Source organism: Stenomitos frigidus ULC18 (genome assembly GCF_003003795.1).
Classification (GTDB): Bacteria; Cyanobacteriota; Cyanobacteriia; order Leptolyngbyales; family Leptolyngbyaceae; genus Stenomitos; species Stenomitos frigidus_A.
Window position 1 is genome coordinate 1 of sequence record NZ_PVWK01000011.1, and the last position, 25,121, is coordinate 25,121.

A 25,121-nucleotide genomic window follows, 5' to 3' on the forward strand; every position below is an offset into this window, starting at 1 on the left:
AACGCAATCCAGAATTACCAAAATGGGATATCCTTATTCAACCTGCTAGCGGGTAAATTCATTCCTAGAAATCTCCTTACAGAGAGGCTACGCCAACGCTAAACCACTTGGGCAAGCAGAAAATATCGGTTGTTTGACCATGATACTGTCGAGTATCACAATAAATGTCGTTTGTGCCACGCTGTTTATCGCATACCTTTGGGACTTATATCTCTTGTCTAGAAGTACTTTTAGCCGATTGAGTTCCTACAGATCCGCTAACCTCGCTGTACCACATTATTTGTCGTAGGTTTCTTCCAGAAAATATCACGCTATTTGTCACAGATAACGAAAAGTTTACTGTGACGGCAATTTAGCCGCAGTGGTTCAGCAAGATAGACATGCTTTCAGACAACATTGGCTGAACGTGCTTTGAATCAAACAATGCCTTAAAGCTAAAGCTCCCCAGCCTTTCAGAGCTTCGCGACAAATAGCGTAAGTCGGTGACATTAATTGTGATACTCGACAGCTGCGAACCACGACTGCCAGTATGCAGGTGGGGCAAGACAAATTCCTCGAACTGCTCCAAGGTCAAATGCGTGGGAAGCCCTTGCCAGGGTTTAGATGCAGCCATGATTCCTCCAATTCTTGTCAAGCTAAAAAGACTGGAGTCACTTTAGCTTAAGTCGATGGAAATTCAAGCAGATAGAGGCTTCCAGACAAATTCATCCAGAGAGCAAAACCCGCAACCAGTTGCTTGTGTAGCAGGTCCACATAGCGACAATTCAGCAAATGCGTGGTAGTTGTTCACCGCTCAGCATATCCACAATACGTTGGGCACCGATTTTACTCTTCATTTTCACAATGCCTGGTGCTTTGCCTGTGACAGTCCCAATGGCGCAAGGATGATTGGTCGGTTGGTCTGAGGTTGCTTTCACAGAAGCATGAGAACGCATGATTGCTAGGGCACGTTTTGCATCCTTTTCTGGCACAAACGCAACGAATCGTCCTTCATTTGCCACATACAGCGGATCAAACCCAAGGATTTCACAAGCACCCTGAACCTCTTCATGAACGGGAATTTGGGCTTCCGCGATCGCAATTTCCACACCTGCGGCTTCCGCAATTTCATTTAAAGCACTTGCCAAACCACCACGGGTTAAATCTCGCAAGCAGTGAAGCTCAATTCCAGCTTCCAGAAGTGTCAGAACTACCTCAGCAAGGGGAGCCGAATCACTTGCGATCGTGGTTTCAAACTCTAACCCCTCTCGAATGGCCATGATCGCCATGCCGTGTCGTCCAAGATCGCCATTCAAGAGCACAACATCACCCGGCTGAACGCTTTGAGGTGCAATGCTTTGAGGATATTCAATCACGCCAATCCCAGCCGTATTAATAAAAATACCATCCCCTTTACCTCGGTCTACAACCTTCGTGTCTCCTGTGACGATCTGCACGTTTGCCGCTTGAGCCGCAGACTGCATGGATTGTACGACTTGCCACAGTGTTTCCATGGGCAGTCCTTCTTCCAGGATGAAGCCAGCACTCAGATAAAGGGGACGCGCTCCGGCCATGGCCAGATCGTTCACAGTACCGTTCACGGCGAGGGAACCAATGTCACCACCAGGAAAAAAGAGGGGACGCACCACGTAGGAGTCTGTTGTGAATGCTAGGTTTTGACCATGTATTACAATGGCTGCTGCATCATGCCGGACATTTAGAGTTTGATTACTGAATGTTGGCACAAACATCTGCTCAATCAATTGATGCATCAGCTTGCCGCCGCCGCCATGCGCCATGAGAACATGAGGATATTGTTGAATGGGAATCGGGCAAGACAGCCTAACGTTCTGATTCGTCTTCATGCAAACCTTCCATTACTGTTGGCGGTAGCGATAATAAGCAGCACAAGTGCCTTCGGAAGAGACCATAGGTGCACCGAGCGGATGCTCGGGTGTGCAACGAGTCCCAAAGGCGGAACACTCATGGGGCTTTTTGACACCCTGTAGAATCAAGCCGCTGATGCACTCGGTGGCTTCTGTTGCGGTATGAGTGGGCAGGTTGAAGTGTTTCGTGGCGTCAAAGTTCGCATAGGCATCGCGGAGTCCTAAGCCGCTTTGAGCAATCTCACCGATGCCACGCCATTGACGGGGCACGATCGCAAACACTTCTCGCATCAGTTTTTGGGCAATGTGATTTCCCGACTGACGCACGGAACGCGCATATTGATTTTCGACTTCTGCCCGTCCTTCCTCTAGCTGCTTCACACAGAGATAGACGCCCTGTAGAATATCCACGGGTTCAAAGCCTGTGACGACGATGGGAACATGATAGGTTTGGGCGATCGCGTCATACTCGGTATAGCCCATCACCGTGCAAACATGCCCCGCTGCTAAAAACCCCTGGACTTGGTTATGGGGTGCAGCCAGAATCGTCTCCATAGCAGGGGGAACGAGGACATGGGACACCAAGAGAGAGAGATTTTGGATGCCTTGTTGATGCGCTTGGTAGACCAGCATTGCTGTTGCCGGTGCAGTGGTTTCAAACCCAACGGCAAAGAAGACGATTTGTTTTGTGGGGTTCGTCTGAGCAATTTTAAGGACATCCAGGGGCGAATACACGATGCGAATATCGCCGCCCTTTGCTTTCACGATGAGTAAATCGGTATGGCTACCGGGCACGCGCAGCATATCCCCAAAGGAACAGAAAATGACCTTGGGAAGGGGCGCGATCGCGATCGCCTGATCAATCAGCTCAATCGGCGTGACACACACTGGACAACCGGGGCCGTGAATCAACGTGATTTCTTTTGGCAACAATTCATCAATGCCAAATTTGACGATAGAATGGGTCTGTCCACCGCAGATTTCCATGATTGCCCAAGGGCGTGTGGTGATCTGTGCGATCGCCGTAGCATAGCGTTGTGCAGCGGTTGCATCCCGGTATTCATCGACGAACTTCATAGTAGGATGCTTCAGGTTGGTAGGTTTGGAGCGATCGCACATATTGAACCCGTTCAAATGCGCTTGGATTCGGACAATGCTGTTGGCTCATGCTCCCTTGAAGTTGCCGCACTGACTCGTATTCATGTTCCTCCATCCACTCGTGCATGGCTTGTTCAATCACGCGAATCTGGTCAATGCCATGCCGCAATAGCACCGAACAAAGCATGGTGATATGAGTACCTGCCATAAGCATTTTCAGCACATCTTGTCCGGTGTGAATGCCGCTAGTAGCTGCTAAACTGGCGTTGACCTGACCGTAGAGAATAGCAATCCAACGCAATGGCAACCGCATTGCTTGCGGAGTGCTTAACAATACATTTGGTTCCACTTCCAACGTCTCCAGGTTAATATCTGGCTGATAGAAGCGGTTGAACAACACCAGTCCATCTGCTCCTGCCTGATCGAACCGCTGCGCCATGTTTGCCATGTTGGTGAAGTAGGGACTGAGTTTGATCGCCACCGGAATGGTGACCACCGCTTTTACCGATTGCAGAATGTCGAGATAGGTTTGCTCAATCGCGGCTCCGGTCAACGTGGCGTCCGTTGGGACGTCATACACATTCAGTTCCAGGGCATCGGCTCCCGCTTGCTGAATCTGCTTGGCGTAACGTGTCCATCCGCCCACAGAGGAACCATTCAAGCTCGCGATGATTGGAATATTGACCTTCTCCTTGGCGCTTTGAATATGCTCCAGATAGGTTTCGGCATCCACCCGAAAGTTACTTAATGACGGGAAATAGGTCAGGGCTTCTGGAAAACTTTCGGTGCCGTAGGTCAAATGGTGGTGCAGTTCGTAGCGTTCTAGTCGTAACTGCTCTTCAAAGAGGGAGTGCATGACGACAGCGGCCGCACCTGCATCTTCCATGCGCTGAATATTGTCAATGTTTTCCGACAACGGTGAGGCGGAGGGCACCAGGGGCGATCGCAGCGCCAATCCCATATAGTTTGTGGTTAAATCCATGGTAACGGTTCCCTTTCTTATGGAGATGGTTCGGTGGGTCGGGCTGCCAGATAGCGATACATCTGCCAGCGAGCATTGACATCCTGTTGGGCTTCCTCTAACAAGCGTTTTGCGGCTTCTGGTTTGGTCTTCGTCAACATTTTGAACCGATTTTCCAGATACATCGATCGCTCAAGGGGAATCTTGGGAGCATGGGAATCTAATTGCAGCGGGTTTTCTCCCTGCTGGCGGCGATCGGGATGATAGCGATAGAGTAACCACCGCCCAGAATCGACCGCTGCCTTTTGATTTTGCATGGCAGTACTCATGTCAATCCCGTGAGCAATGCAATGGCTATAGGCGATGATCAGTGATGGCCCGTCATACGCCTCGGCTTCCAGGAAGGCTTTGAGCGTATGCTCATCCCTGGCGCCCATGGCGACACTGGCAACGTAAACATTCCCGTAGGTCATGGCAATCAGACCCAGATCTTTCTTGGCAGCCGCTTTGCCGCCTGCTGCAAATTTGGCGACCGCTCCACGCGGCGTCGCTTTGGACATCTGCCCACCCGTGTTGGAATACACTTCGGTATCTAGCACCAACACATTGACGTTCCGACCGCTTGCCAAAACGTGATCCAAGCCGCCAAACCCAATGTCATACGCCCAGCCATCCCCACCAATGATCCAGACGCTCTTTTTCACAAACAGATCGGCGAGGGGGGTGAGATTTTGGATGATGGCTTTTAGCTTGTGATCAGATGTTTCCTCAAAGAGCTTTTGCATTCGTTCTTTGAGTAAGACAATGCGTTCACGTTGTTCGTAGATATCGGCTTCATCTTGCTGCATCGCACTGACAATCGCATCCACTAACGCTTCCCCCACTTGAGGCGCTAATTGCCGGAGCAGTTCGCTGGCAAATTCGCTTTGTTTATCAATGGAGACGCGAAAACCCAGCCCAAACTCGGCATTGTCTTCAAAGAGGGAATTTGACCAGGCGGGGCCGCGCCCGTCAGCGTTGTGAGTCCAGGGGGTGGTGGGCAAGTTGCCACCGTAGATGGAAGAACAGCCGGTAGCGTTGGCAATCAGGGCGCGATCGCCAAATAACTGACTCACCAATTTAAGATAGGGCGTCTCTCCACACCCCGCACAAGCACCCGAAAACTCAAACAGCGGCTCTTGCATCTGCTGCTGACTGATTTTGTGGAGATTCAGTGACGGGCGATCGGGATTGGGGAGATGCAAGAAAAAGTCCCAATTGCTTCGTTCTGCCTCCCGTAAGGGTGGCTGCGATGCCATGTTAATCGCCTTCAAACGCGGCTGTGATTTGTTCTTCGCAGGACAAACATCGACACAAATGCCACAACCTGTGCAATCTTCTGAAGCAACTTGAATCGTAAACTTCAACCCCTGCCAATCGTGATCTCTGGCATTCACATGCTTAAAGGTTTCTGGTGCATTCTCCAATGCTTGTGAGTCATAAACTTTGCTACGAATCACGCTGTGAGGACAGACCATCACGCACTTGCCACACTGAATGCAAACATCAGGATCCCACACTGGAATTTCCTGGGTAATATTGCGTTTCTCATATTTGGCTGTGCCCGTGGGATAGGTGCCGTCTACTGGTAAAGCGCTAACCGGAATTTGGTCGCCACAGCCTGCGATCATTTTGCCTAATACGTCGCGGACAAATACTGGCGCGGTTGCAAGGGGTGATGGGGTGGGCTGATTTACTGCTGACTCCTGACTCCTGGCTCCTGACTGCTCCATTACTGCCACTTCATGGAGGTTTTCGAGGGTTTGATCAACGGCATTGAGGTTCATTTGAACGATTTCATTGCCTTTTTTACTGTAGGATTTTTGAATCGAACGCTTGATCTGGGCGATCGCCTCTTCTTTAGCCAGAACTCCAGATACGGCAAAGAAGCAAACCTGCATCACAGTATTGATGTGTCCACCCATACCGCAATCACGGGCAACCTTGGAGGCATTAATGATATAAACCTTTAGGTGTTTAGCAATGATCTGCTGCTGTATCGTTTGGGGGAGATGTTCCCAAATTTCTTCAGCGTTGTAGGGAGTATTCAGCAAAAAGGTTCCACCTGCAATGAGGTGTTGGAGCATATCAAACTTTTCGAGAAATCCCGGTTGATGGCAGGCGACGAAGTTCGCTTGGTGAATCAAATAGGGTGAGCGAATCGGCTGTGAGCCAAACCGCAAGTGAGAAATGGTGACAGAACCCGATTTCTTGGAGTCGTAAACAAAGTATCCCTGCGCGTAGTTTTGGGTTTCTTCTCCGATGATCTTGATTGAGTTTTTGTTGGCTCCAACGGTGCCATCTGAACCGAGACCATAAAAGATGGCGCGAACGACGTTGTCTGGCTCGATCGCAAATTCAGGGTCATACTCCAAACTCGTGTGGGTGACATCATCGTTGATTCCCACTGTGAAATCGTTTTTGGGTTCTGCTGTAGCAAGATTGTCGAAAACGCCTTTGATCATTGCGGGTGTGAATTCTTTAGAAGCTAGCCCGTAGCGCCCACCAATAATGAGTTTTGAATTTTGAATTTTGAATTTTGAATTGGTTTCATGAATGGCATTGACAACATCCAGATATAACGGTTCGCCTGTGCTGCCGGGTTCTTTGGTGCGATCGAGGACGGCGATCGCTTTCACACTCTCAGGTAACGCTTCAACAAATCGTTTGACATCAAAAGGACGATACAGCCGCACTTTGACCACGCCGACTTTTTCGCCATGAGTATTCAGGTAATCGACGGTTTCATGCACTGCCTCGCAGCCTGAACCCATCAGCACAATCACCCGTTCGGCATCGGTCGCGCCGTGATAATCAAACAGACGGTAAGATCTGCCCGTTAACTGGCTCAACTGATCCATCACCGTTTGCACGATGTCTGGACAGGCTGCATAGTAGGAGTTGACGGTTTCCCTCGCCTGAAAATAGACATCGGGATTTTGGGCTGAGCCCCGCAAGACGGGGTGATCCGGCGACAGTGCGCGTGCCCGGTGAGCGTGAATGAAATTTTCATCGATCAGTGCTTGTAAAGTGTCCTGATCGAGTAACTCAATTTTGGCAATTTCGTGGGACGTGCGGAACCCATCAAAAAAGTGTAGGAATGGGATTCTGGATTGCAGTGTGACGGCTTGGGCAATCAGCGCAAAATCATGCGCTTCTTGTACAGAAGCAGAGCAAAGCATGGCAAAGCCCGTGGTACGAGCCGCCATCACATCACTGTGATCGCCAAAGATGGAAAGTGCCTGGGCTGCCAGCGATCGCGCCGCCACATGAAACACTGTCGGCGTCAGTTCACCCGCAATCTTATACATATTGGGGATCATCAGCAGCAATCCCTGGGATGCCGTGAAGGTCGTGGTCAACGCCCCCGTTTGCAAGGCCCCGTGGATGGTTCCAGCCACGCCGCCTTCACTCTGCATCTCCACAACCGCAGGAATGGTGCCCCAAAGGTTGGGTTTCCCTTCGGAAGCCCAAGCATCTGCCCCTTCGCCCATGGGTGTGGAAGGCGTGATGGGATAGATGGCAATTACTTCATTCAGTTGATAGGAAACTTGAGCGACAGCTTCGTTCCCATCAATGGTTGCAAAGGTTCTCTCCCTAGAATTTGCCATACCCATAGAATCCCAATTATTTGCTCTCACCTTGAGGTTAGGCAAAAAGTTTGAGGAACTTGTGAGGGTAGCGCGATCGCTCCAAACCTTAAGGCGCAAGTCTCTGAATTCACTCATTAGAGTTGTTGGGATATAACGATAAAAATCGCTGAAATGCCCTTGCAGACTGAGTTTCAAGGATTTTGACTAAAAATCGCTGAAATGCTTATTGGGATTGGGTTTCAAGGATTTTTCGGCTTATTACCCAACAACTCTATTGATTTGAGGAAAGTTGCTGAGATTCTTTGCATGCTTTACCTTCCCACACAGCATGCAGTTCAGTGAATTTACCTAAAGCTGTTAGACCCTGAGGAAACATTGACAACGTTTTCCTACTCAGACCATACTCCTGTATTTTTTGATAGAGTGGTCTTGTTGTTTCTACAATATTTCCTACCTGTGTCATACATTGTGTAAATGCTGATTTCTGAGTGCTAATCTGAGTGCTAAGAGCCTTCGCAGTCTTATCGACAGATGTAAGCTTGTTTCTCAACTCTTGAGTTTCTTTGCTAGAGTTCTCTAGCCTAGTCTTTAAACTTTTAATCTCTTGGTTAGCACTCTCAATTTGGGCACTATCTTTACTGATTTGATTTTGGATATTTTGAAGACTATTCTTAGCTTTTGAAAGTTCCTCCTGAAGAGCTACTTTCTCTGTCTTCTCAGTTTGGTATCGATGCTCTTGGATGAAGTATATCGAGCCGATACCGATAGGTAATAAACATACAATAATCAAGATCCAAGGATTAACACTCAAACTTCTCTTTAAATTCGGATAAAAATTGCTATTCATGAGACGAACCCTCTATTAAGTAATCATCTATTGCTACTAATTGATCAACTTTATTTTGTTTCTTGAGGAACTGTGTTTCACTCAGACCTTCATTCACAGGCATGAGCCAGTAATGGTCTAAGACAACGCCAATTCATAGGTCTGGAAGCTAGTTTTCAGTGTAGATCTGAATTGTGAGGAGTCTGTGAGGAAGATTGATTCTTTTTAAACCTCAAGGAGCTAACCTCTGAATCTCCCAATCGGTATCATCTTGGCGAATATATACAAAGCGATCGTGCAATCGGTTAGAACGCCCTTGCCAAAATTCAAAATTCTTGGGAACAACCCGATAGCCACCCCAAAGCGAGGGTAAGGGAATTTCGTGATTGAGGAACTTCTGCTTCATCTGCTCAAATTCCATCAATAGCATCTGACGGGATGAGATGATTGAACTCTGCGGCGAACACCAGGCTCCCAATTGGCTACCATGAGGGCGAGTGGCAAAATATTTGAGCGATTCGGCGGTCGAGATTTTGGCAGCGGTGCCCGTGATTTGCACCTGGCGCTGTAGCGGGAGCCAAAGAAACAGCAGTGAAACCTGTGGATTTTCGCTGATATGATGAGCCTTCCGGCTTTCATAATTTGTGAAAAACACAAAGCCATCGCTGTCAAAATATTTCAGAAGTACAGTACGAACCAAGGGTTCTCCTTGAGTAGAAGCTGTCGCCAAAACCATCGCGTTCGGTTCTTGCAACTCTGCATGACAAGCCTGCTGAAACCAGAGTTCAAACTGCTTAAAGGGATCGTCCTGTAAATCCTTTCGTCCTAGCGCGGCTTGAGTATAGTCTGTTCGTAAGGTATGGATATCCATCGTTGTAAGATTCAGGTCTGAATTTGATGTAAATCGCTCAACGTTTGTTCTGCTGCTTGAGGGTCAAGAATACTGAGGGCAAAGCCAACATGGACGATCGCGTAATCGTTTACCTTTGCTTCAGGAACATAGGCGAGACTAACCTCTTTAATCACGCCACCAAAGCTCACTCTGCCAGTCCGCATCAAGGGATCGTCCTGGTCATTGATACTGATGATTTTTCCTGGAACTGCTAAACACATGGCTCTTTTCCTCCTGAAAGTTCCCGTAACGCTGCCATGATTTGACCCAGCGCAATGCCGCCATCATTGGGTGGAATGCGTTGCTGCCAGTAAGGTCGAAATCCTTCTGCTCTGAGTCGTTGAATGGTGCGTTCGGTTAGATAGCGATTTTGAAAACAGCCGCCCGTGAGAACGATTGGTTCTTCGCCAACTCGCTTTGCCATTTCCACGATCATCTCCACGAGTGTATTGTGAAACTTCGCTGCAATACTGCTGCTCGATGCACCAGCGCTACTGTCCATTAAAATATTCCGTACCATGGGTTCCCAATCAATGATGACTGGCTCCAGATTTAAGATCTCCGACTTCTTTAAAGAAGTCGGAGATCTGGGCAACGAAAAGGGATAGGATTCATTGGTTTCTAACGCCTCGATCGCAAACTCCAATGCCATTGCGGCTTGCCCTTCAAATTGAGTCTGGTGATGCAATCCGATGATTGAAGCGATCGCATCAAACAACCGTCCCACACTGGAGGTCATGGGACAGTTGATTTGATTGCTCAACATTGTTTTGATCAGCTTCAGTTCTTGAGGCAAGAATGTTTGTAAAGGCCCAAGCGTTGGCATCTCAAACATCGCATCGCCAAACAACTCATACAATACCCCCATGGCAGATCGCCTCGGTTCTCTCACAGCCTTGTCTCCTCCAGGCAGACGAAATGGTCGTAGGTGGGCGACCCGCTGAAAGTTCCTATCGGTAATATGCAAAAATTCGCCGCCCCAGATTGTGCCATCGGAGCCATAGCCAGTGCCATCCCAGGCAATGCCTAAAGCGGAACCCTCAAGCTGATGCTCCGCCATGCAGGAAAGCACATGGGCATAGTGATGTTGAACCGGTATCACTGGAATCTGTAATTGACAAGCCAGTTGATGGGCGAACTGAGTCGAGCGGTAATCGGGATGTAAATCACAGGCGATCGCAGTGGGTTGCAGGTCATAGATCTGTTGAAAGCTGGCGATCGCTTGCTGAAAGGCTTCAAAGGCTGGAACCGTGTCTAAATCACCAAGATGCTGACTGACGAAGACTTGCTGATCGATGGAGAACGCGATCGTATTTTTCAAATGCGCTCCAACGGCTAGGAGATGGGGGGTGGGGGAGTGAGGGGGTGGGGGGGTATGACTCCTGATCCGAATTGGCAATGGAGCGTAGCCCCGTGCTCGACGTAACACGGTTTCTTGTCCCATGAGCACTCGGACAATGGAATCATCAACGGGACGGGCGATCTCGCGGTTATGAACGAGAAATCGATCGGCGATAGTTTCTAAACGTTGAATCGCTTCGTGCTCATTGGTGCAAATGGGTTCATCAACACAATTGCCACTGGTTGTAACAACGGGAAATCCTAAGTCAGCCATCAGCAAGTGATGCAAAGGCGTGTAGGGGAGCATGATGCCCAGAGAGGGATTGTTGGGGGCAACGGATGGAGTAACGGATGAAGCGGATAATTTGTGGAGCAGAACGATGGGGGCGGCGGGCGATCGCAACAATTGTGCTTCCAACTCAGAGACTTCACAGTGAGCCTTGATGGATGCCATTGAAGGGTACATCAGGGCAAAGGGTTTCGCTTCCCGGTGCTTTGCCTGACGCAAGCGCTGAACCGCTTTTTCGTTGCGGGCATCGACGCATAAATGAAAGCCCCCGATGCCTTTAATCGCCACAATCTTGCCCTGGCGAATGGCATCTGCTGCCATGTTCAATGCGTTGTCATCGGATGCCAGCAGTTCGCTGGTCTGGCTCCACAATTCTAGATGAGGCCCGCAGTGGGGGCAGGCATTTGGCTGGGCATGAAAGCGGCGATCGAGAGGGTTTTCATATTCTGTCTGACAATGCTGACAAAGCTTGAAGCGTTGCATCGTCGTGTTGGGGCGATCGTAGGGGAGCGCCTCAAGGATGCTGAAGCGGGGACCGCAGTTTGTGCAGTTCGTAAAGGGGTAGCGATAGCGGCGATTGGTGGGGTCAAAGATCTCCTGAAGGCAATCAGGGCAGGTCGAAAGGTCAGGTAAAACGATGGCTGTTTTCTCCCCGACAACACTGGCTCGAATTTCAAAGGCAGCATAGCCGACTGGATTCAGACAGGAGGCTTCTAAACTTTGAATGTGCGATCGCGGTGGCTTTTCCTGGTCAAGTCGGAGCAGAAAGGTATCAAGTTGAGATCGCGATCCTTCTACTTCAATCACAACGCCCTGAGCCGAATTGTTCACCCAACCCACCAGACCTAGCTCAGTTGCTAAGCGATAAATAAAAGGACGAAAACCGACCCCTTGAACAGCTCCTTGAATCACAATCTGCAACCGTTGTTGAAAGGCCACGTTCATTGGTTTACTTCTATCGTTGCTTTCATGATGTCTGCTTCGATCAATTGCAGGCTAAAACCTAACTTTTCACAAACTCGCTGCATCGCAGAATTATCAGCCAAAATTTCGGCATGAATATACTCTAGCTGCTCGTCTCGACCCACTTGCAGCAAGCGTTTCAGCAACTCTGTCCCTAACCCCTGGCATTGGTAGCGATCGCTCACTAACAGCGCAAATTCGGCTTCGCGGGTGCCATGCAATTGACTGAGCCGCGCCACGGCGAGCATTTCATGGGCTCCTGTATCGGGATGTTTGTAGTCGGCTACCAGTGCCATCTCGCGATCGTAATCAATGAAGCAGAGGCGGGTCAGGCGATCGTGAGCCGTGCGTTGACTCAGCTTGATTAAGTGAAAGTAGCGGAAATAAACACTTTGCTCCGACAGCGTTTTGTGAAGCTGAACCATGAGTGGCTCATCTTCGGGACGGATGGGACGAATGGTGATGGAGGTTCCATTCTTCAGCGTCCAGGCGGAAAGGTATTGCGATGGATAAGGACGGATAGCCAGCTTGGGTAACTCGTTTAGGTGAACATCCGGCTCATGTAAAACGATTCGCGCATCTAGCGCAAGGAAGGGAGACGACTCCTGGCTTCTGGCTAACAAGGGATTCAGGTCAATCTCTTTGATCCAACGTTGTTCCACCACCAGTTGACTGAAGCGCACGAGCAATTGCTCTAAGGCTGCTAAATCGATCGGGGGGCGTCCGCGCACACCTTTGAGTGCACGGTAGATGTGGGTTTGTGCCATCATTCGTCGTGCCAGTGTAGTGTTTAAGGGAGGCAGGGCGATCGCCCGGTCTTCAAAGACTTCTACGAGTTGTCCACCGGAGCCAAACAACACCACGGGGCCAAACTGGCTATCCAAACTGCTACCGATGATCAGTTCATAGCCGTCGAGTTTGATCATGGGTTGGACGGTGACGCCGAGGAAGGGAGTGGGAGGGTCGGGGAGAAAGGGAGGGTGGGGAGAAAGGGCAGCAACGGAGGCGGCGATGGTGCGGTAGGCTTTTTTGACGGCAGCGGCATCGACTAGGTTTAGCTGCACGCCACCGACATCGGATTTATGGGTAATGGTTTGGGAGAGCAGTTTCAGGACAACGGGATAGCCGATCGCGCCTGCACACTGTACGGCATCCTCTTCGGTCTTGGCGACACCGGTTTCAACGACTGGCAGGCCATAGGCTTTGAGAATTTGTTTGGATTCGACCTCGGTCAAAAGGGTGCGACCAGCTTGACGGGCGGTTTGGATGATGGTTTCGACCAAGGGGCGATCGATGCTCTCGGTATCAGCATTTTCAGCGAGCGTTGGCGTTTCGTAGAGTCCGCGCAGGTTGTAGCTATAGCGCCACATGTAGCTGAATACCCGCGCTGCGGTGTCGGGATAGGCATAGGTGGGAATGCCAGCTTGATTGAGCATGGCTTCCCCGGCTGCAACATCGGCTCCGCCCATCCAACTGGCCAAGATGGGTTTGGGTTTTGAAGACGCGGTCTGCGTCGCTTCTGAACGATCTTCCACGTACGCTTTCAATTGTTCAGCCGTTTGCGTTGGGTCGGTCATGGCTTGAGGCGTGAGAATCATCAACAAGCCATCGCTGTTGGGATCTTGAGCGGCAATGTCCAATGCGCTGGCATAGCGCTGGGGATCGGCGTCACCGAGAATATCGATCGGGTTGCCATGGCTCCAATGCGCGGGCAGAAGTTGATTCAGGTTCGCGATCGCCCTCTCCGATAATTCCGCCAGTTCACCACCAGTGGCGATCAGCGCATCGGTGGCCAGCACACCGGGGCCACCCGCGTTGGTCAGAATGGTCAGGCAGGGACCTTGGGGGCGGCGTTGTTTGGCCAACACTTCTGCCATATCAAACAAGTCAGAAATGGTATCGACTCGCAGCACCCCACAGCGATTAAAGGCCGCATCCAGCACCACATCGCTGCCTGCCAGAGCGCCCGTATGGGAGGTTGCCGCTTTTGCTGCTGCTGCCGTGCGACCGGCCTTGATCACAATAATTGGTTTGGTGAGCGCCACTTCCCTTGCTGCGGAGAGAAACGATCGCGCATCGGCGATCGCCTCCATGTAAAGCACAATGCTGTGCGTGTGCGGGTCGTCTCCCAAATAGTCAATCAAATCGCCCCAGCCCACATCCAGCATGGAACCCACGGACACAAACGCACTAAAGCCCACATTTTCTTGTAGACTCCAGTCCAGGATAGCCGTACACAGCGCCCCACTTTGGCTAATAAACCCCACATTTCCAGGACGCGCCATGGCTCCGGCAAAGGTGGCATTCAGACCCGTGAGCGGATTCATCACGCCCAAACAATTCGGACCAATGATGCGCAGGTTGCCGCGACGTGCCCGCTCCAGGATTTGCGCTTCTAAGGCGGCACCCGCCTGCCCTGATTCCTTAAAGCCAGCCGAGATAATAATGGCACCTTTGACTCCAGCCTCTACACATTCATCAATGACATCGGGAACGCTGGGCGCAGGTAAGACGACGATCACCAGGTCAACGGGTTCTGGCACAGTGGCGATCGTCGGATACGCCTTAATTCCCAGCACACTATGCCGTTTTGGATTGACTGGAAATACGGTGCCACCAAAGGAGTGGCTGATCAAGTTCCACAGAACCGTTCGCCCCACGCTTCCCACTCGATCGGTGGCACCAATCACCGCAACGCTTTTGGGCGTAAAGATGGCTTTCAGGGGTTGATGCTCAGTCCGTAAGACATCATAGGCTTTGTCTGTCGCTGACCTAAACGCTTCTGGCATCACGTCTCCTCACGACACATCTAGAAAAGCCAATTCAAATTCTTGCCCTTGTTTGACCTCACAATTGGGCTGGTGACACTCAGGACACTCATAGAGTAAATCCGTGGGTTGGAACTCAAGATTGCAATTGGCACAGTAACACACCACGGGAACAAGTTCTGTTTGGAGTCGAGCATCCTCTGCGATCGTGCCTTTCTTCGCAACTTCAAACGCAAATTCCAAAGAGTCGGGTACAACTCCAGAACTAGCCCCCACCCGCATATGCACTCCGTCAATATGGTGAGCGCCTTCCTGTTTAGCACGCTCTACAGCCCGCTCTAAAATACTTTGCATCATCCCAACTTCATGCATAATTCTGTCCTCGCTGATTTTATTAACTGTTCAACTTCCTGCAATGCTGCTTCTATGCCCTGGTTTGCAACCGCAGAAAAGCAATCTCCCAACTCAAAATTTACCCCCGGCACCATCATCCACCACGCTTGGGGATGTTTGCTATAGAGCGCCTGCGTCATTGCCAGCAACACCTGCGGTTCACACCAATGTCCTGATGTGATGCCAGACTCAGCAGGCTCCAGTGGGCGAACTTGGATCTCCTGGTCTGCGGTGGCAGGATAGGCATCAATAAAAATGGCGATATCAACCTTTGCCAGAAATTCAACCAATTCGGGGGTCAGTTGGTGAACAGCGATCGCCTTCACATTGGGCATTCCCCAAGCTGCGATCGCTTTGGCAATCTGCTGTCCAACACCATCATCACTGCGTAACGGACTGCCGTAACCAATCACTAGGATCGATCGGCGCAGGCTTTTGAGTGTAGCGGCTAAGTGGCAATCCATTAGATAGTTACTCTCGCTTCTCGATTGCTAAGGTGAGGTGTGCCACCACAGCCCCGATCGCACCCACCGCTGCCAACACTGGGAACAACGCTGCACTCAAAACACTCCCCACAACGCCCACGGTCAAGGGGATCTCAATCAAGGTATGACCTGTCTCATTTTTCAGAATAATTCGGCGAATATTCCCTTCATGAATCAAGGTTTTGACCTTGGCGACGAGTTCATCGCCCTGAATCCGAAATTCTTCAGTTTTGACGTTCTCATCGGCTGCTGTCTTCTCTCTTGGTTCAGCAGCGACCGCATTGGTATTGACATCCACCACACGATCTGGCTCGATCGTGGCTTCTGGCTTCGCCTCGGTATCCTGACTCATATGCTGTACCTCTTCAGACTGTAGATATCCTGACGATAGAACTAAACTGTGAGGAACTTATGAGGACAGGTTGGGGTTGCTACTCTGGAGTGTTGGGGAAGGGCGATCAACCGCGCGATGAAATGCGAGCGTGCTAATACTTCAGAAATATCACTTCAGCCTGCGATTGAATGTTTCATAAAATCAGTACATCTTTTGCAAGCTGAGCGATTAAAGGCTCTATTATCCTATTATGCCACGAGTAAAGAATAAGGCTATGAACGAAAACCCAGAGCCAAAGCTACTAGAACTAGCTTGTGAAAAGTTTGGTGAGTTGAATGGTGCTGAGAAAAAGCTGTTCACTTTGGCACAGGAAGCATTTAGTGAGCTAGCTGATTCTGAGTACACGCTCTTTCGTGCCATTGCAAAGGGTAGACCTGCTGACTACCGCACGTCATCTGAGGAGCACAACAATCTTGATCAGGCTTTGAATTGGGGGGTGGATCGGACTCTAAGAGCCGATCGCATTCGTTGGCTCTGTATCGAGCCAGAAGTCTGGAAACTCTGTCTTCCCCGAGGTATAGACATTTCAGGGGCAAAGATTGAAGGCTCATTGAACCTTAGTTTTTCAGAGGTTAATGTGCCGCTGTGCTGCTTCCAGTGCTACTTTACTGAGGTGCTTCAGCTTCAACAAACCAAGCTCAGAAACCTTGATTTAAGTGGTACACGCATTGCCTCGAGTAAACTGCTCGTCTCTCCTGCTAAACCACCAATTTCCACTTCAATCAACGCCAGAGAGATCAGTGTAACAGGCCCTGTCAGCCTTAGTGATGGCTTTCAGGCAGTGGGAATGGTTATTTTACGCGGTGCCACCATTGGGGGTCACCTTGACTGCTCCCAGGGCAAATTCATAAATGAAGGAAACGATGCACTGTTTGCACAGAGCGCCAAGATTACGGGTTCTGTTTGGCTTAGCGACGGCTTTGAAGCCGTGGGGATGGTCAGTTTAGTCAATGCAACAATTGGGGGTGTCCTCGATTGCTCCCAGGGCAAATTCACCAATGAAGGAAACGATGCGCTGGTTGCACAGAGCGCCAAGGTTACGGTTGATGTCTACCTGTGCAATGGCTTTGAGGCAATCGGGAGCGTGATCTTACTCAGTGCCACGATTGGGGGTGACCTCAACTGCTCTGGGGGGAAATTCACTAATGAAGGAAACGATGCGCTGGTTGCACAGAGCGCCAAGGTTACGGGTGACGTCTCCTTAAATGATAACTTTCAGGCAGTGGGGGAGGTCAATTTACGCGGTGCCACGATTGGGGGTGACCTCAACTGCTCCAAGGGAAAATTCACCAATCAGGACAAGAGTGCACTGGTTTTACTGGGCACCAAGATTATGGGTGCTGTCTGGTTGAGCAAAGGCTTTCAGGCAGTTGGGATGGTCAGTTTAGTCGATGCCACAATGGGGAGAGATCTCAACTGCTCCCAGGGCAAATTCACCAATGAAGGAAACGATGCACTGGTTGCACAGAATGCTAAGGTTACAGGTGACGTCTCCTTAAATGATAACTTTCAGGCAATCGGGAGAGTCAGCTTATTCGGTGCCAACATTGGGGGTGATCTCAACTGCTCTGGAGGGAAATTCACTAATGAAGACGAAGACAAGTTTGCACTGGTTGCAATAGACGCCAACATTAAAGGCTATATCTACCTGGACAAAGGCTTTCAGGCAATTGGGAAAGTCAACTTATTCGGTGCCACGATTGGGGGTGACCTCGACTGCTCTGGAGGGAAATTCACTAATGAAGGCAAAGCTGCTTTGGTTGCACAAAATGCCAAGGTTACGGGTGGTGTCTTCTTAAGTGATAACTTTCAGGCAATTGGGAGAGTCAGCTTATTCGGTGCCACGATTGGGGGTGACCTCGACTGCTCTGGAGGGAAATTCACTAATGAAGGCAAAGCTGCTTTGGTTGCACAAAATGCCAAGGTTACGGGTGGTGTCTTCTTAAGTGATAACTTTCAGGCAATTGGGAGAGTCAGCTTATTCGGTGCCACGATTGGGGGTGACCTCGACTGCTCTGGAGGGAAATTCACTAATGAAGGCAAAGCTGCTTTGGTTGCACAAAATGCCAAGGTTACGGGTGGTGTCTTCTTAAGTGATAACTTTCAGGCAATCGGGAAAGTCAGCTTATTCGGTGCCACGATCGGGGGTGACCTCAATTGCTCTGGCAGAATACTTGAAGACGAGCAAGTGACTGCGATTCTATGCCTTTGCCTAAAAATAGATCGGGTACTACAAAATAAGTTATCTAGAAAAGCTGTAAAGTTTTGGCTGAACCTACTTCCGGTAAAGCAAAATAAGGCACCCGAAGAAGCTGTAAAGCCTTCATTAGGGGTTTTTCTTATTTTGGTTTTGAAGCACCTTATGACAGCCAGGGCTAAAAGCGTCTCTGCATTAGAGTTCTTTGTTGTCCAGGATCTTAATCGTTTCATGGTAAAAAGGGCGGAAAGCATCGTTGCATTACTGGCTGATGCCATAGATGTTAAAGGAAATGTTTCTCTGAAGGATTTCAAGGTAGAGGGGCTAATTAGCTTGTACGGAGCAAGGGTTGGTAAAACCTTGGAGATCGCTAGGATAAGAGCACCCCAAGGCATGGCTCTCGATCTTCGATTCGCTCAAGTTCAGACCTTTGAACACGCTGAAAACAGCTTGCCTCTTTCAGGAAATCTGGCACTGAATGGTCTTGCGTATGAGGTGCTTGGAACAAAACCATTGCAAAACTGTGAACGGCATCTCACGTGGTTACGGCTTCAGCCCAAAGCACTCTTTTCATCCCAACCTTACGAACAGCTTGCCAAAGTCCTCCGCTCGGTTGGCGAGGGGGATGAAGCCGTTAAGGTACTAATCGGGAGAGAAAATGACTTGCTCCAACGTGGCAACCTGCACTGGTTTAGCAAGGGGTGGAAGCGATTCCTGGGTTACACGATCGCCTACGGGTATCATCCTGAGTGGGCATTGATTTGGGGCTTAGTTGTAGTTGTTGCTGGTTCTTTTCTGTTTAACGTGGGATACCAGCATGGACTAATTTCTGCCACCGATAAAGACTGCAAACCGCCTACCCTTCAGCAAGTTGATCAAGCCTGTCCTAACCATCCAAAATTCAACCCAATCATCTATTCCCTTGATGTCTTTCTGCCAATAGTTGATCTACGGCTCAAAACTTACTGGCTACCGAATGCGACCAAAGGAGTTGAAAATCCATTCTTTCACATCAAATGGGGAGCGTTACTGCGATATTATTTCTGGTTGCACATTATCTCAGGTTGGGTGCTAACGACACTTTGGGTTGCCGGTTTCTCTGGTTTAGTCCGCAACAGCAATAAATGATCGGTCATACAATAACCCAGCAACGACCGTACAAACAGAATATTTTCCAAAGGATAGCGATCGATCGCTAATCCCGCCAAGTTTCGTTGAGCAGAGTACCATCTGCGCCAACGAGTTGAACATGGAGCGGCATTTGCCCCGCAGCGTGGGTGGAACAGCTTAGGCAAGGGTCAAAGGCCCGAATGCCAGCTTCCACGCGATTCAGCATCCCTTCTGGAATATCGGCACCGTGGATGAAGTGACGCGCAATTTGAGCGACCGTGCGGTTCATGGCCAGATTGTTTTGCCCGGTGGCGATGATTAAATTCACCTTTTTCATTAACCCGTTTTCGTCTACTTGATAGTGATGAAATAAAGTACCGCGTGGGGCTTCGCTGACTCCAACGCCTGACCGTTGATTGATACCTGCATCGGCTCTTAGGTGAGTCGAGAATAGGTCTGGATCATCCATTGTTTGTTCAATTTTCTCGATCGCCCCCAAAATCTCAATCAAGCGGGCGTAGTGGTAAAAGAAGGATGCGGTGACGGTGCCATTGCCGCGATCGCGAAATTCTCGCAATTCCTGATCAGCGAGGGGTGTACCAATCTGGGTACAGACATTCAGCCGTGCCAGGGGGCCAACGCGATAGATACCGCTGTCTAATCGGCAATGATCATTCTGGTCGGGATAGCCCAACGGTTTGTAATAAGGGGATTTTAAGTAGGAATCAGGTTCAACCGCTTCGCCAATGAATTCCTGATAGCGGCTAGGGTCGAGGCGATCGGCCACAATATTCCCAGCACTATCAACAAAGCGCAGGTAGCCGTCGTAATGCTCCCACAGTCCGTCAGGGGTCACCAAGCCCATAAACAGGGAAGGAAAGTTGCCAAAGGTCTGGGCTTCCCGTTCGTGGGTCTGGAGCACTTGCTTAAATTGACCCAGCGCATTCAGGGCAGTGGTGCGGGCTTCAGGAAGGCGATCGCGGATGTGATTGCGTCCCTCCTCAGACAAGGGCGATCGCACCCCGCCGGGAACTGCCCAAGAGGGATGAATTTTGCGTCCGCCCAATTGTTCAATGATTTCCTGTCCAAATTGACGCAGACGGATGCCGCCCCGTGCGAGTTCGGGCGCTGCCGCCATCAGTCCAAAGACATTGCGTGTTTGCGGATCGCTATCCATGCCCAGCAATAGATCGGGGGCACTGAGATGGAAAAAACTGAGGGCATGGGACTGGATGATCTGCGCCAGGTTCATTAAGCGCCGTAACTTGACGGCTGCGGGGGGAATGGTGACCGCCAGAATGAGATCGCCTGCTTTTGCCGATGCCAGTAAGTGACTCACCGGACAAATGCCGCAAATCCGGGCTGTAATTCCCGGCATTTCCCACAGCGGTCGCCCCTCGCAAAATTTCTCAAACCCGCGAAATTCTGTGACATGGAAGCGGGCATCCGTCACCTGGCCAGAATCATCCAGGTAAATCGTAATTTTGGCGTGTCCTTCAATCCGTGTTACCGGATCAATCACAATTCGCTGAGACATCGTTTTGGGGGTGATTGGTCGTTAATCATTGGTCGTTAGTCATTGGTCGTTGCTCATTGGTCGTTAGTCATTAGTCGTTGCTCATCCACTGCAAAAGTTATCAAGCATTCGCGATCGCATTGTTTCAGGAAATTCCTCACAGTATTCTTCAAACGCAGTCTTTAGCAGCTTTTTTGCTTGCTGATGGGCTGCCTCAGATTGTATTTCATCGACCGCATTCCAGGCCGCTAAACATGCCTGTGACGTGACTCCAGCTTCCGCGCAGATCGATCGGGCTTGCCGTGTAGCGGTCTGGATATCTTGTTCCCAGACAACGGACTGAGGTTGTTCGATCAAGGTGCGCTGGGCCAGAATGTCAGCGAGCGAAATAATGCCCAGCAATGTGCCCTGAATCACGGGTGCTCTCACCAGACCATGATCGGCAAACAAGCGTGCAATGTATTCCAGACCCAGGTCGGGATTAACGGTGATGCAAGGTTTGGTCATGATTTCATGGACTCGCATTTGGTTTGGATCTTTGCCAAAGGCAATCACTTTGTAGACAATATCGGTTTCGGTAATGATGCCGTAAGCATCCTGCTCGTGGCGTCGGTCTACGATCAACCCCCGCCAACCCCGTTCTTGCATCAGTTTGATTGCCTCAGCTACCGTTGCCGAGCTACGAATCGTGGCAACGTCTTTGGTCATAATGTCAGATGCTTTGATCATCGGGAGCCTCCTAGGGATTATCAATTACGTCGCAATAAACGCGGTTTCAACAACCAAATGAGAGCAACGCCTGTAATTGCACCAACGACAGCCCCCGTTGTCAGCCCGGTTGCGGCTCCAAGCAATACAGTCTCAAGGTTGAATTGATCGGTATGCGTCATCCCGACCATCATGAATGCAACCACTAGACCCAACGCCCAAGCCAAAGCATTTGCCACAATCCACAAAAAAGCTCGGTGGATGTGAGCCTTAAGCACAGTCCATTGGGCAAATCCTAATACTCCTCCCACCCAGACACCCAGGAAAAATACACCCTGGAGCAAGGCTCTTGTTTTCATCGCGGTCGTCAGCGTTGGATCGAGTCCAATCGAAAATATCATCAGCGCACTGACTTTTAAGCCAATCAGCCAAGCGACCATGACGGCGATCGCCGTGACGATAACCCAGGCATTGATACGTTTCACATAACGGCGCAGAACTAGCCATTGAGCCACGCCCAATACAATTCCTTCCAACAGCCCAACGAGATGGAAAACGGTCGCTGCGTGCTCTATTCCGATCGAATTCGTGATGGCACTCGCGACGAAGCCAATCCCTAAACCGATGAGTTGGGCGATCGCCATAATCCCCACCCACCATTCCCATAACGTCCAGCTTTTTTTCAGGCTTAACGACTGGCTCGATGGGTGGGGTTGCTTTTCAGTCGATTGTCTGGGCATCGTTTTCTCCTTAACCAAATTTGATTTGCTGCCCTTCTAAATGGGGCATTTCACCCCTGAGGAGGGGTTCTAGAGCCGCCCGAATGCGATCGGCGGGTGGCGGGCAACCGGGTAAATAAACATCCACTGGGACTACTGCATGAACGGGTGTAACTTGCTTTAGCAAAGGGGGAACAATCCCCGGCTCCCTGGGAATTTGACCGTGAATATCAACGGCTTCGATATAGCATCGTTGCAGCACAGGTTCGGCACTGCCTAAGGGGTTGCGAAGAGCGGTCACGTTGCCCGTCACCGCACAATCGCCAAAGGAAATTAAAATCCGCGATCGCGCCCGCACGTTGTAAATCATCTCCAGGTGATCTTCGTTGGCGATCGCCCCTTCCACCAACACCACATCCACACCTTCTGGATACGCTTTCACATCCATAAAGGGACTGTAGACGAAATCGACCTGGGCTGCCAAATCAAACAGCCATTCGTCCAAATCCAGAAAGGACATATGGCAACCAGAACAGCCACCCAGCCAGACCGTTGCTAATTTCACACGCGCCATCGTTTCCTCCAGCGAACCTTGCTCAACGAATGTTCAGACCAATTTGAAGAGTCCTCAGTTGAAATCGGTTAGAACTTACGCACTGAAAGCCGCAAAACCCGATCCCCCCTAGCCCTCCTTAAAAAGGGAGGAACTTTGAAAGCCCCCTTTTTAAGGGCGTTGGGGGATCTTCTGCGTAAGTCCCACCACTATCCCCACCAAGGAAATCGAGAAACCTGAAGAAAAAATGTATCCAAAACTTCCTTCGTTTGACCCATGATTGCAATCGCTGGTTGCGTCAACAAAGCACCTTCTGCGACCAAGAGCAGTAATGCTAGAACAAACCACAAAAGAATCCACAGATAGGTTTCAGGAACATGAGGGCGTAACATAAAAATACCTCCTTTAAAGTTGCCATTGTTGCTTCTGACGAGCCGTCGCAATAAATTCGATGCGGGCGCGATCGTGAACCATTTCGCCAACGCTTGAACCTTGATGAAAAATCGCACCCGTGGGACACGCTTCGACGCATTTGCCGCAGGATGTGCAGGTTTGAGAGGTGCCCCAGGGTTGGTTCAGGTCAGTGATCACATGAGATTGAGACCCTCGACCCGCCATATCCCAGGTATGTGCCCCTTCCAGTTCATCACAGACGCGAATACAGCGGGTGCAGAGCACACAGCGATTATGATCCATGCCAAAGCGATCGTGGGACAGATCGACTTTGCGATCGGGAAATTGATACTCTAACCGGACATGATCCATGCCTACGGCGATCGCCAGATTTTGCAATTCACAATGCCCGTTAGAAACACAAACAGAACAAACATGATTGCCTTCCGCGAACAGCATTTCAACAATGGTGCGGCGATACTTCTGTAACCGCTCTGTGTTGGTTTTAATGTCCATGCCCTCTGCCACTTTGGTCACACAGGCTGGTTGCAGTTTACTACTTCCAGCGATTTCCACCAGACAAAGCCGACAGGCTCCCACGTCCGAAACGCCTTCCAGAGCGCACAATGTTGGGATATGGATACCCGCTTCCTGCGCCGCCTCTAGAACCGTTTCGTCTTCGCGGGCGCTCACCGGTTGATCATTGATCGTTAACGTTTTGACTCCCATAAAGGCTCCCCAAGCATTCGTCGGCTATTCACTCAAACTCATCTGGCCACGATAGCCCGTCACAATTCGCCCTCCATCTTTGAGAATATGAATTTCCATCTGATCGCTCGCCCAGGTGATGCTGTCTTTGAAAGCAGGATTGAATACATGCACCCGCTGATTGCGAGAAGAGACAGGCGAATCGGGCTCATGAATGGCGAGTGACTCGATATAAGGCCCATCAATCAGGATATCGAGTTCTTTCAATAGCGCTTGAGCACCAGCAGGGGCATACTCTGCCTGTAACTGCTCCAACGTAAATCCGGTAAAAGACAGCACATTTAACCCAGCAGCTTTGACCTTGCGAGCCAAAGTTGCCAGTGCGGGAGCTTGCCAAAAGGGTTCGCCACCAGAGAATGTGACTCCCGTGTTATGAGGATTGCTCAGAATTTTTTGTACCAGAGTATCGACTGCCATCAGTTGATTCATTTCAAACGTCCAAGATGCCGGATTGAAGCATCCTGGACACTCCCGCAGACAGCCTTGTACCCAGATCACGGCGCGACAACCAGGCCCATTCACCTCAGATTCATCCACATAGCCCATGATATTGAGGTATCCAGGCGGAATTTCCAGGAGTGACAAGTATGGGTTATTTGCAGGATGAATCATTTTTCTTCTCCTTTAGGCTTGTGTAAGGTGGTGTCAGCTAATCTCAACCTTTCAGCTTAGCGAGCATTGCTATTACTCTGTTTTTGATCTCTCATCTCGTCCTTTGCTTCATCATGGCTGGCATACCTTCTGTGACGAATTTGCTGACTTCACGAGCATGTTCACGGATCACAGCGGTGATCTTGGGATCTTGGGATGTTTCAGTCACAGCAATGCCTTTCGATGTGAGTTGAAATTGCCGTTGATAAGAGCCTGCATTGCGAATCAGAGGCGATAAACTCGGAGCCATCTGAACCATTGGAATGACTTGCTTTTTATTCATTCGTTGATACATTGAAGGAACATGAGACTGAATCAATGCAGTCACCTTAGGATTATCAGATTCTGTAGTCGCCCGGATGCCGCCTGGAATGTCTTGAACAGTCCGATGAATCTGCTGATGATTCGCGAACAGTTGATGAATGGTACCCATGCCATTACCACCCATCATGCCGCCATCCATCATGGGATTCCTGGCGAAGGATGGAGTTACGACTAAACCCCCAATTACAAGGAAAAACAAGAAAATCCACATGGCTTTATATCGCATATCAAACTCCCTAGCACTTCAACTCTACCGACATTGCTTTACGGATTGA

22 protein-coding genes are annotated in these 25,121 nt (G+C 50.0%); 1 reads left to right on the forward strand and 21 read right to left on the reverse strand.

The window, feature by feature from the left end; genetic code table 11:
• Positions 1-352: 352 nt before the first annotated feature.
• The 13 genes from C7B82_RS01580 to C7B82_RS01640 form a co-directional block, all read right to left on the reverse strand.
• Positions 353-613, reverse strand: coding sequence for a hypothetical protein (locus C7B82_RS01580; RefSeq protein ID WP_106254562.1), 261 nt, complete (start codon positions 611-613; stop codon positions 353-355).
• 151 nt (positions 614-764) lie between these two features.
• Positions 765-1,844: a hydrogenase expression/formation protein HypE gene (gene hypE / locus C7B82_RS01585; protein ID WP_106254563.1), complete on the reverse strand. Its 1,080-nt coding sequence runs from the start codon at positions 1,842-1,844 to the stop codon at positions 765-767.
• 12 nt (positions 1,845-1,856) lie between these two features.
• Positions 1,857-2,942 carry a hydrogenase formation protein HypD gene (gene hypD, locus C7B82_RS01590; protein ID WP_106254564.1) on the reverse strand — a complete coding sequence of 362 codons (1,086 nt, stop codon included), beginning with the start codon at positions 2,940-2,942 and terminating at the stop codon, positions 1,857-1,859.
• Positions 2,926-3,945: a dihydroorotate dehydrogenase-like protein gene (locus tag C7B82_RS01595; protein ID WP_106254565.1), complete on the reverse strand. Its 1,020-nt coding sequence runs from the start codon at positions 3,943-3,945 to the stop codon at positions 2,926-2,928. The genes hypD and C7B82_RS01595 overlap by 17 nt, the downstream gene beginning before the upstream one ends.
• A 17-nt stretch (positions 3,946-3,962) precedes the next feature.
• Entirely contained in the window at positions 3,963-7,574 is a 3,612-nt protein-coding gene (gene nifJ, locus C7B82_RS01600; RefSeq protein ID WP_106254566.1) for a pyruvate:ferredoxin (flavodoxin) oxidoreductase, read from the reverse strand.
• A gap of 253 nt (positions 7,575-7,827) precedes the next feature.
• A complete protein-coding gene (locus tag C7B82_RS01605; RefSeq protein ID WP_106254567.1) occupies positions 7,828-8,403 on the reverse strand; it encodes a coiled-coil domain-containing protein in 576 nt (191 codons plus the stop codon).
• A gap of 211 nt (positions 8,404-8,614) precedes the next feature.
• Positions 8,615-9,253 carry a pyridoxamine 5'-phosphate oxidase gene (gene pdxH, locus C7B82_RS01610; protein WP_106254568.1) on the reverse strand — a complete coding sequence of 213 codons (639 nt, stop codon included), beginning with the start codon at positions 9,251-9,253 and terminating at the stop codon, positions 8,615-8,617.
• Between the two features lie 11 nt (positions 9,254-9,264).
• Positions 9,265-9,495: a HypC/HybG/HupF family hydrogenase formation chaperone gene (locus C7B82_RS01615; RefSeq protein WP_106254569.1), complete on the reverse strand. Its 231-nt coding sequence runs from the start codon at positions 9,493-9,495 to the stop codon at positions 9,265-9,267.
• Entirely contained in the window at positions 9,486-11,849 is a 2,364-nt protein-coding gene (gene hypF / locus C7B82_RS01620) for a carbamoyltransferase HypF (RefSeq protein ID WP_106254570.1), read from the reverse strand. Before hypF ends, C7B82_RS01615 begins: the two co-directional genes overlap by 10 nt.
• On the reverse strand, positions 11,846-14,656 hold the full coding sequence (locus C7B82_RS01625; RefSeq protein WP_106254571.1) for a bifunctional acetate--CoA ligase family protein/GNAT family N-acetyltransferase: 2,811 nt from the start codon (positions 14,654-14,656) through the stop codon (positions 11,846-11,848). Before C7B82_RS01625 ends, hypF begins: the two co-directional genes overlap by 4 nt.
• A gap of 9 nt (positions 14,657-14,665) precedes the next feature.
• Positions 14,666-15,007 carry a hydrogenase maturation nickel metallochaperone HypA gene (hypA, locus tag C7B82_RS01630; protein WP_106254572.1) on the reverse strand — a complete coding sequence of 114 codons (342 nt, stop codon included), beginning with the start codon at positions 15,005-15,007 and terminating at the stop codon, positions 14,666-14,668.
• Entirely contained in the window at positions 14,989-15,492 is a 504-nt protein-coding gene (locus C7B82_RS01635; protein WP_106254573.1) for a hydrogenase maturation protease, read from the reverse strand. The genes hypA and C7B82_RS01635 overlap by 19 nt, the downstream gene beginning before the upstream one ends.
• 7 nt (positions 15,493-15,499) lie before the next feature.
• Positions 15,500-15,865 (reverse strand): DUF4342 domain-containing protein, encoded by a 366-nt coding sequence (locus C7B82_RS01640; RefSeq protein WP_106254574.1) that lies wholly within the window; start codon positions 15,863-15,865, stop codon positions 15,500-15,502.
• Positions 15,866-16,520: 655 nt separating this feature from the next.
• On the opposite strand from C7B82_RS01640, the gene C7B82_RS01645 reads away from it, so the two are divergent.
• Positions 16,521-19,232: a hypothetical protein gene (locus C7B82_RS01645; protein WP_146141021.1), complete on the forward strand. Its 2,712-nt coding sequence runs from the start codon at positions 16,521-16,523 to the stop codon at positions 19,230-19,232.
• 67 nt (positions 19,233-19,299) lie between these two features.
• Here C7B82_RS01645 and C7B82_RS01650 read toward each other — a convergent pair whose 3' ends face one another.
• The 8 genes from C7B82_RS01650 to C7B82_RS01685 all read right to left on the reverse strand — a co-directional run bounded on the left by C7B82_RS01650 (position 19,300) and on the right by C7B82_RS01685 (position 24,985).
• Positions 19,300-20,751 carry a Ni/Fe hydrogenase subunit alpha gene (locus tag C7B82_RS01650; RefSeq protein WP_106254576.1) on the reverse strand — a complete coding sequence of 484 codons (1,452 nt, stop codon included), beginning with the start codon at positions 20,749-20,751 and terminating at the stop codon, positions 19,300-19,302.
• Between the two features lie 81 nt (positions 20,752-20,832).
• The gene (locus tag C7B82_RS01655; RefSeq protein WP_106254577.1) at positions 20,833-21,459 is read right to left on the reverse strand and encodes a CBS domain-containing protein; all 627 of its coding nucleotides are present in this window, start codon (positions 21,457-21,459) and stop codon (positions 20,833-20,835) included.
• Between the two features lie 20 nt (positions 21,460-21,479).
• A complete protein-coding gene (locus tag C7B82_RS01660; protein WP_106254578.1) occupies positions 21,480-22,178 on the reverse strand; it encodes a hypothetical protein in 699 nt (232 codons plus the stop codon).
• Between the two features lie 10 nt (positions 22,179-22,188).
• Positions 22,189-22,731, reverse strand: a complete 543-nt coding sequence (locus tag C7B82_RS01665; protein ID WP_106254579.1) for an NADH-quinone oxidoreductase subunit B family protein — start codon at positions 22,729-22,731, stop codon at positions 22,189-22,191.
• Positions 22,732-22,919: 188 nt separating this feature from the next.
• Positions 22,920-23,102 carry a hypothetical protein gene (locus C7B82_RS01670; protein ID WP_106254580.1) on the reverse strand — a complete coding sequence of 61 codons (183 nt, stop codon included), beginning with the start codon at positions 23,100-23,102 and terminating at the stop codon, positions 22,920-22,922.
• A 13-nt stretch (positions 23,103-23,115) separates the two neighbouring features.
• Positions 23,116-23,832: a bidirectional hydrogenase complex protein HoxU gene (hoxU, locus tag C7B82_RS01675; RefSeq protein ID WP_106254581.1), complete on the reverse strand. Its 717-nt coding sequence runs from the start codon at positions 23,830-23,832 to the stop codon at positions 23,116-23,118.
• 24 nt (positions 23,833-23,856) lie between these two features.
• Positions 23,857-24,483, reverse strand: a complete 627-nt coding sequence (locus C7B82_RS01680; protein WP_106254582.1) for a 4Fe-4S single cluster domain-containing protein — start codon at positions 24,481-24,483, stop codon at positions 23,857-23,859.
• Positions 24,484-24,574: 91 nt separating this feature from the next.
• Positions 24,575-24,985 carry a hypothetical protein gene (locus tag C7B82_RS01685; RefSeq protein ID WP_219903899.1) on the reverse strand — a complete coding sequence of 137 codons (411 nt, stop codon included), beginning with the start codon at positions 24,983-24,985 and terminating at the stop codon, positions 24,575-24,577.
• Between the last annotated feature and the right edge of the window lie 136 nt (positions 24,986-25,121).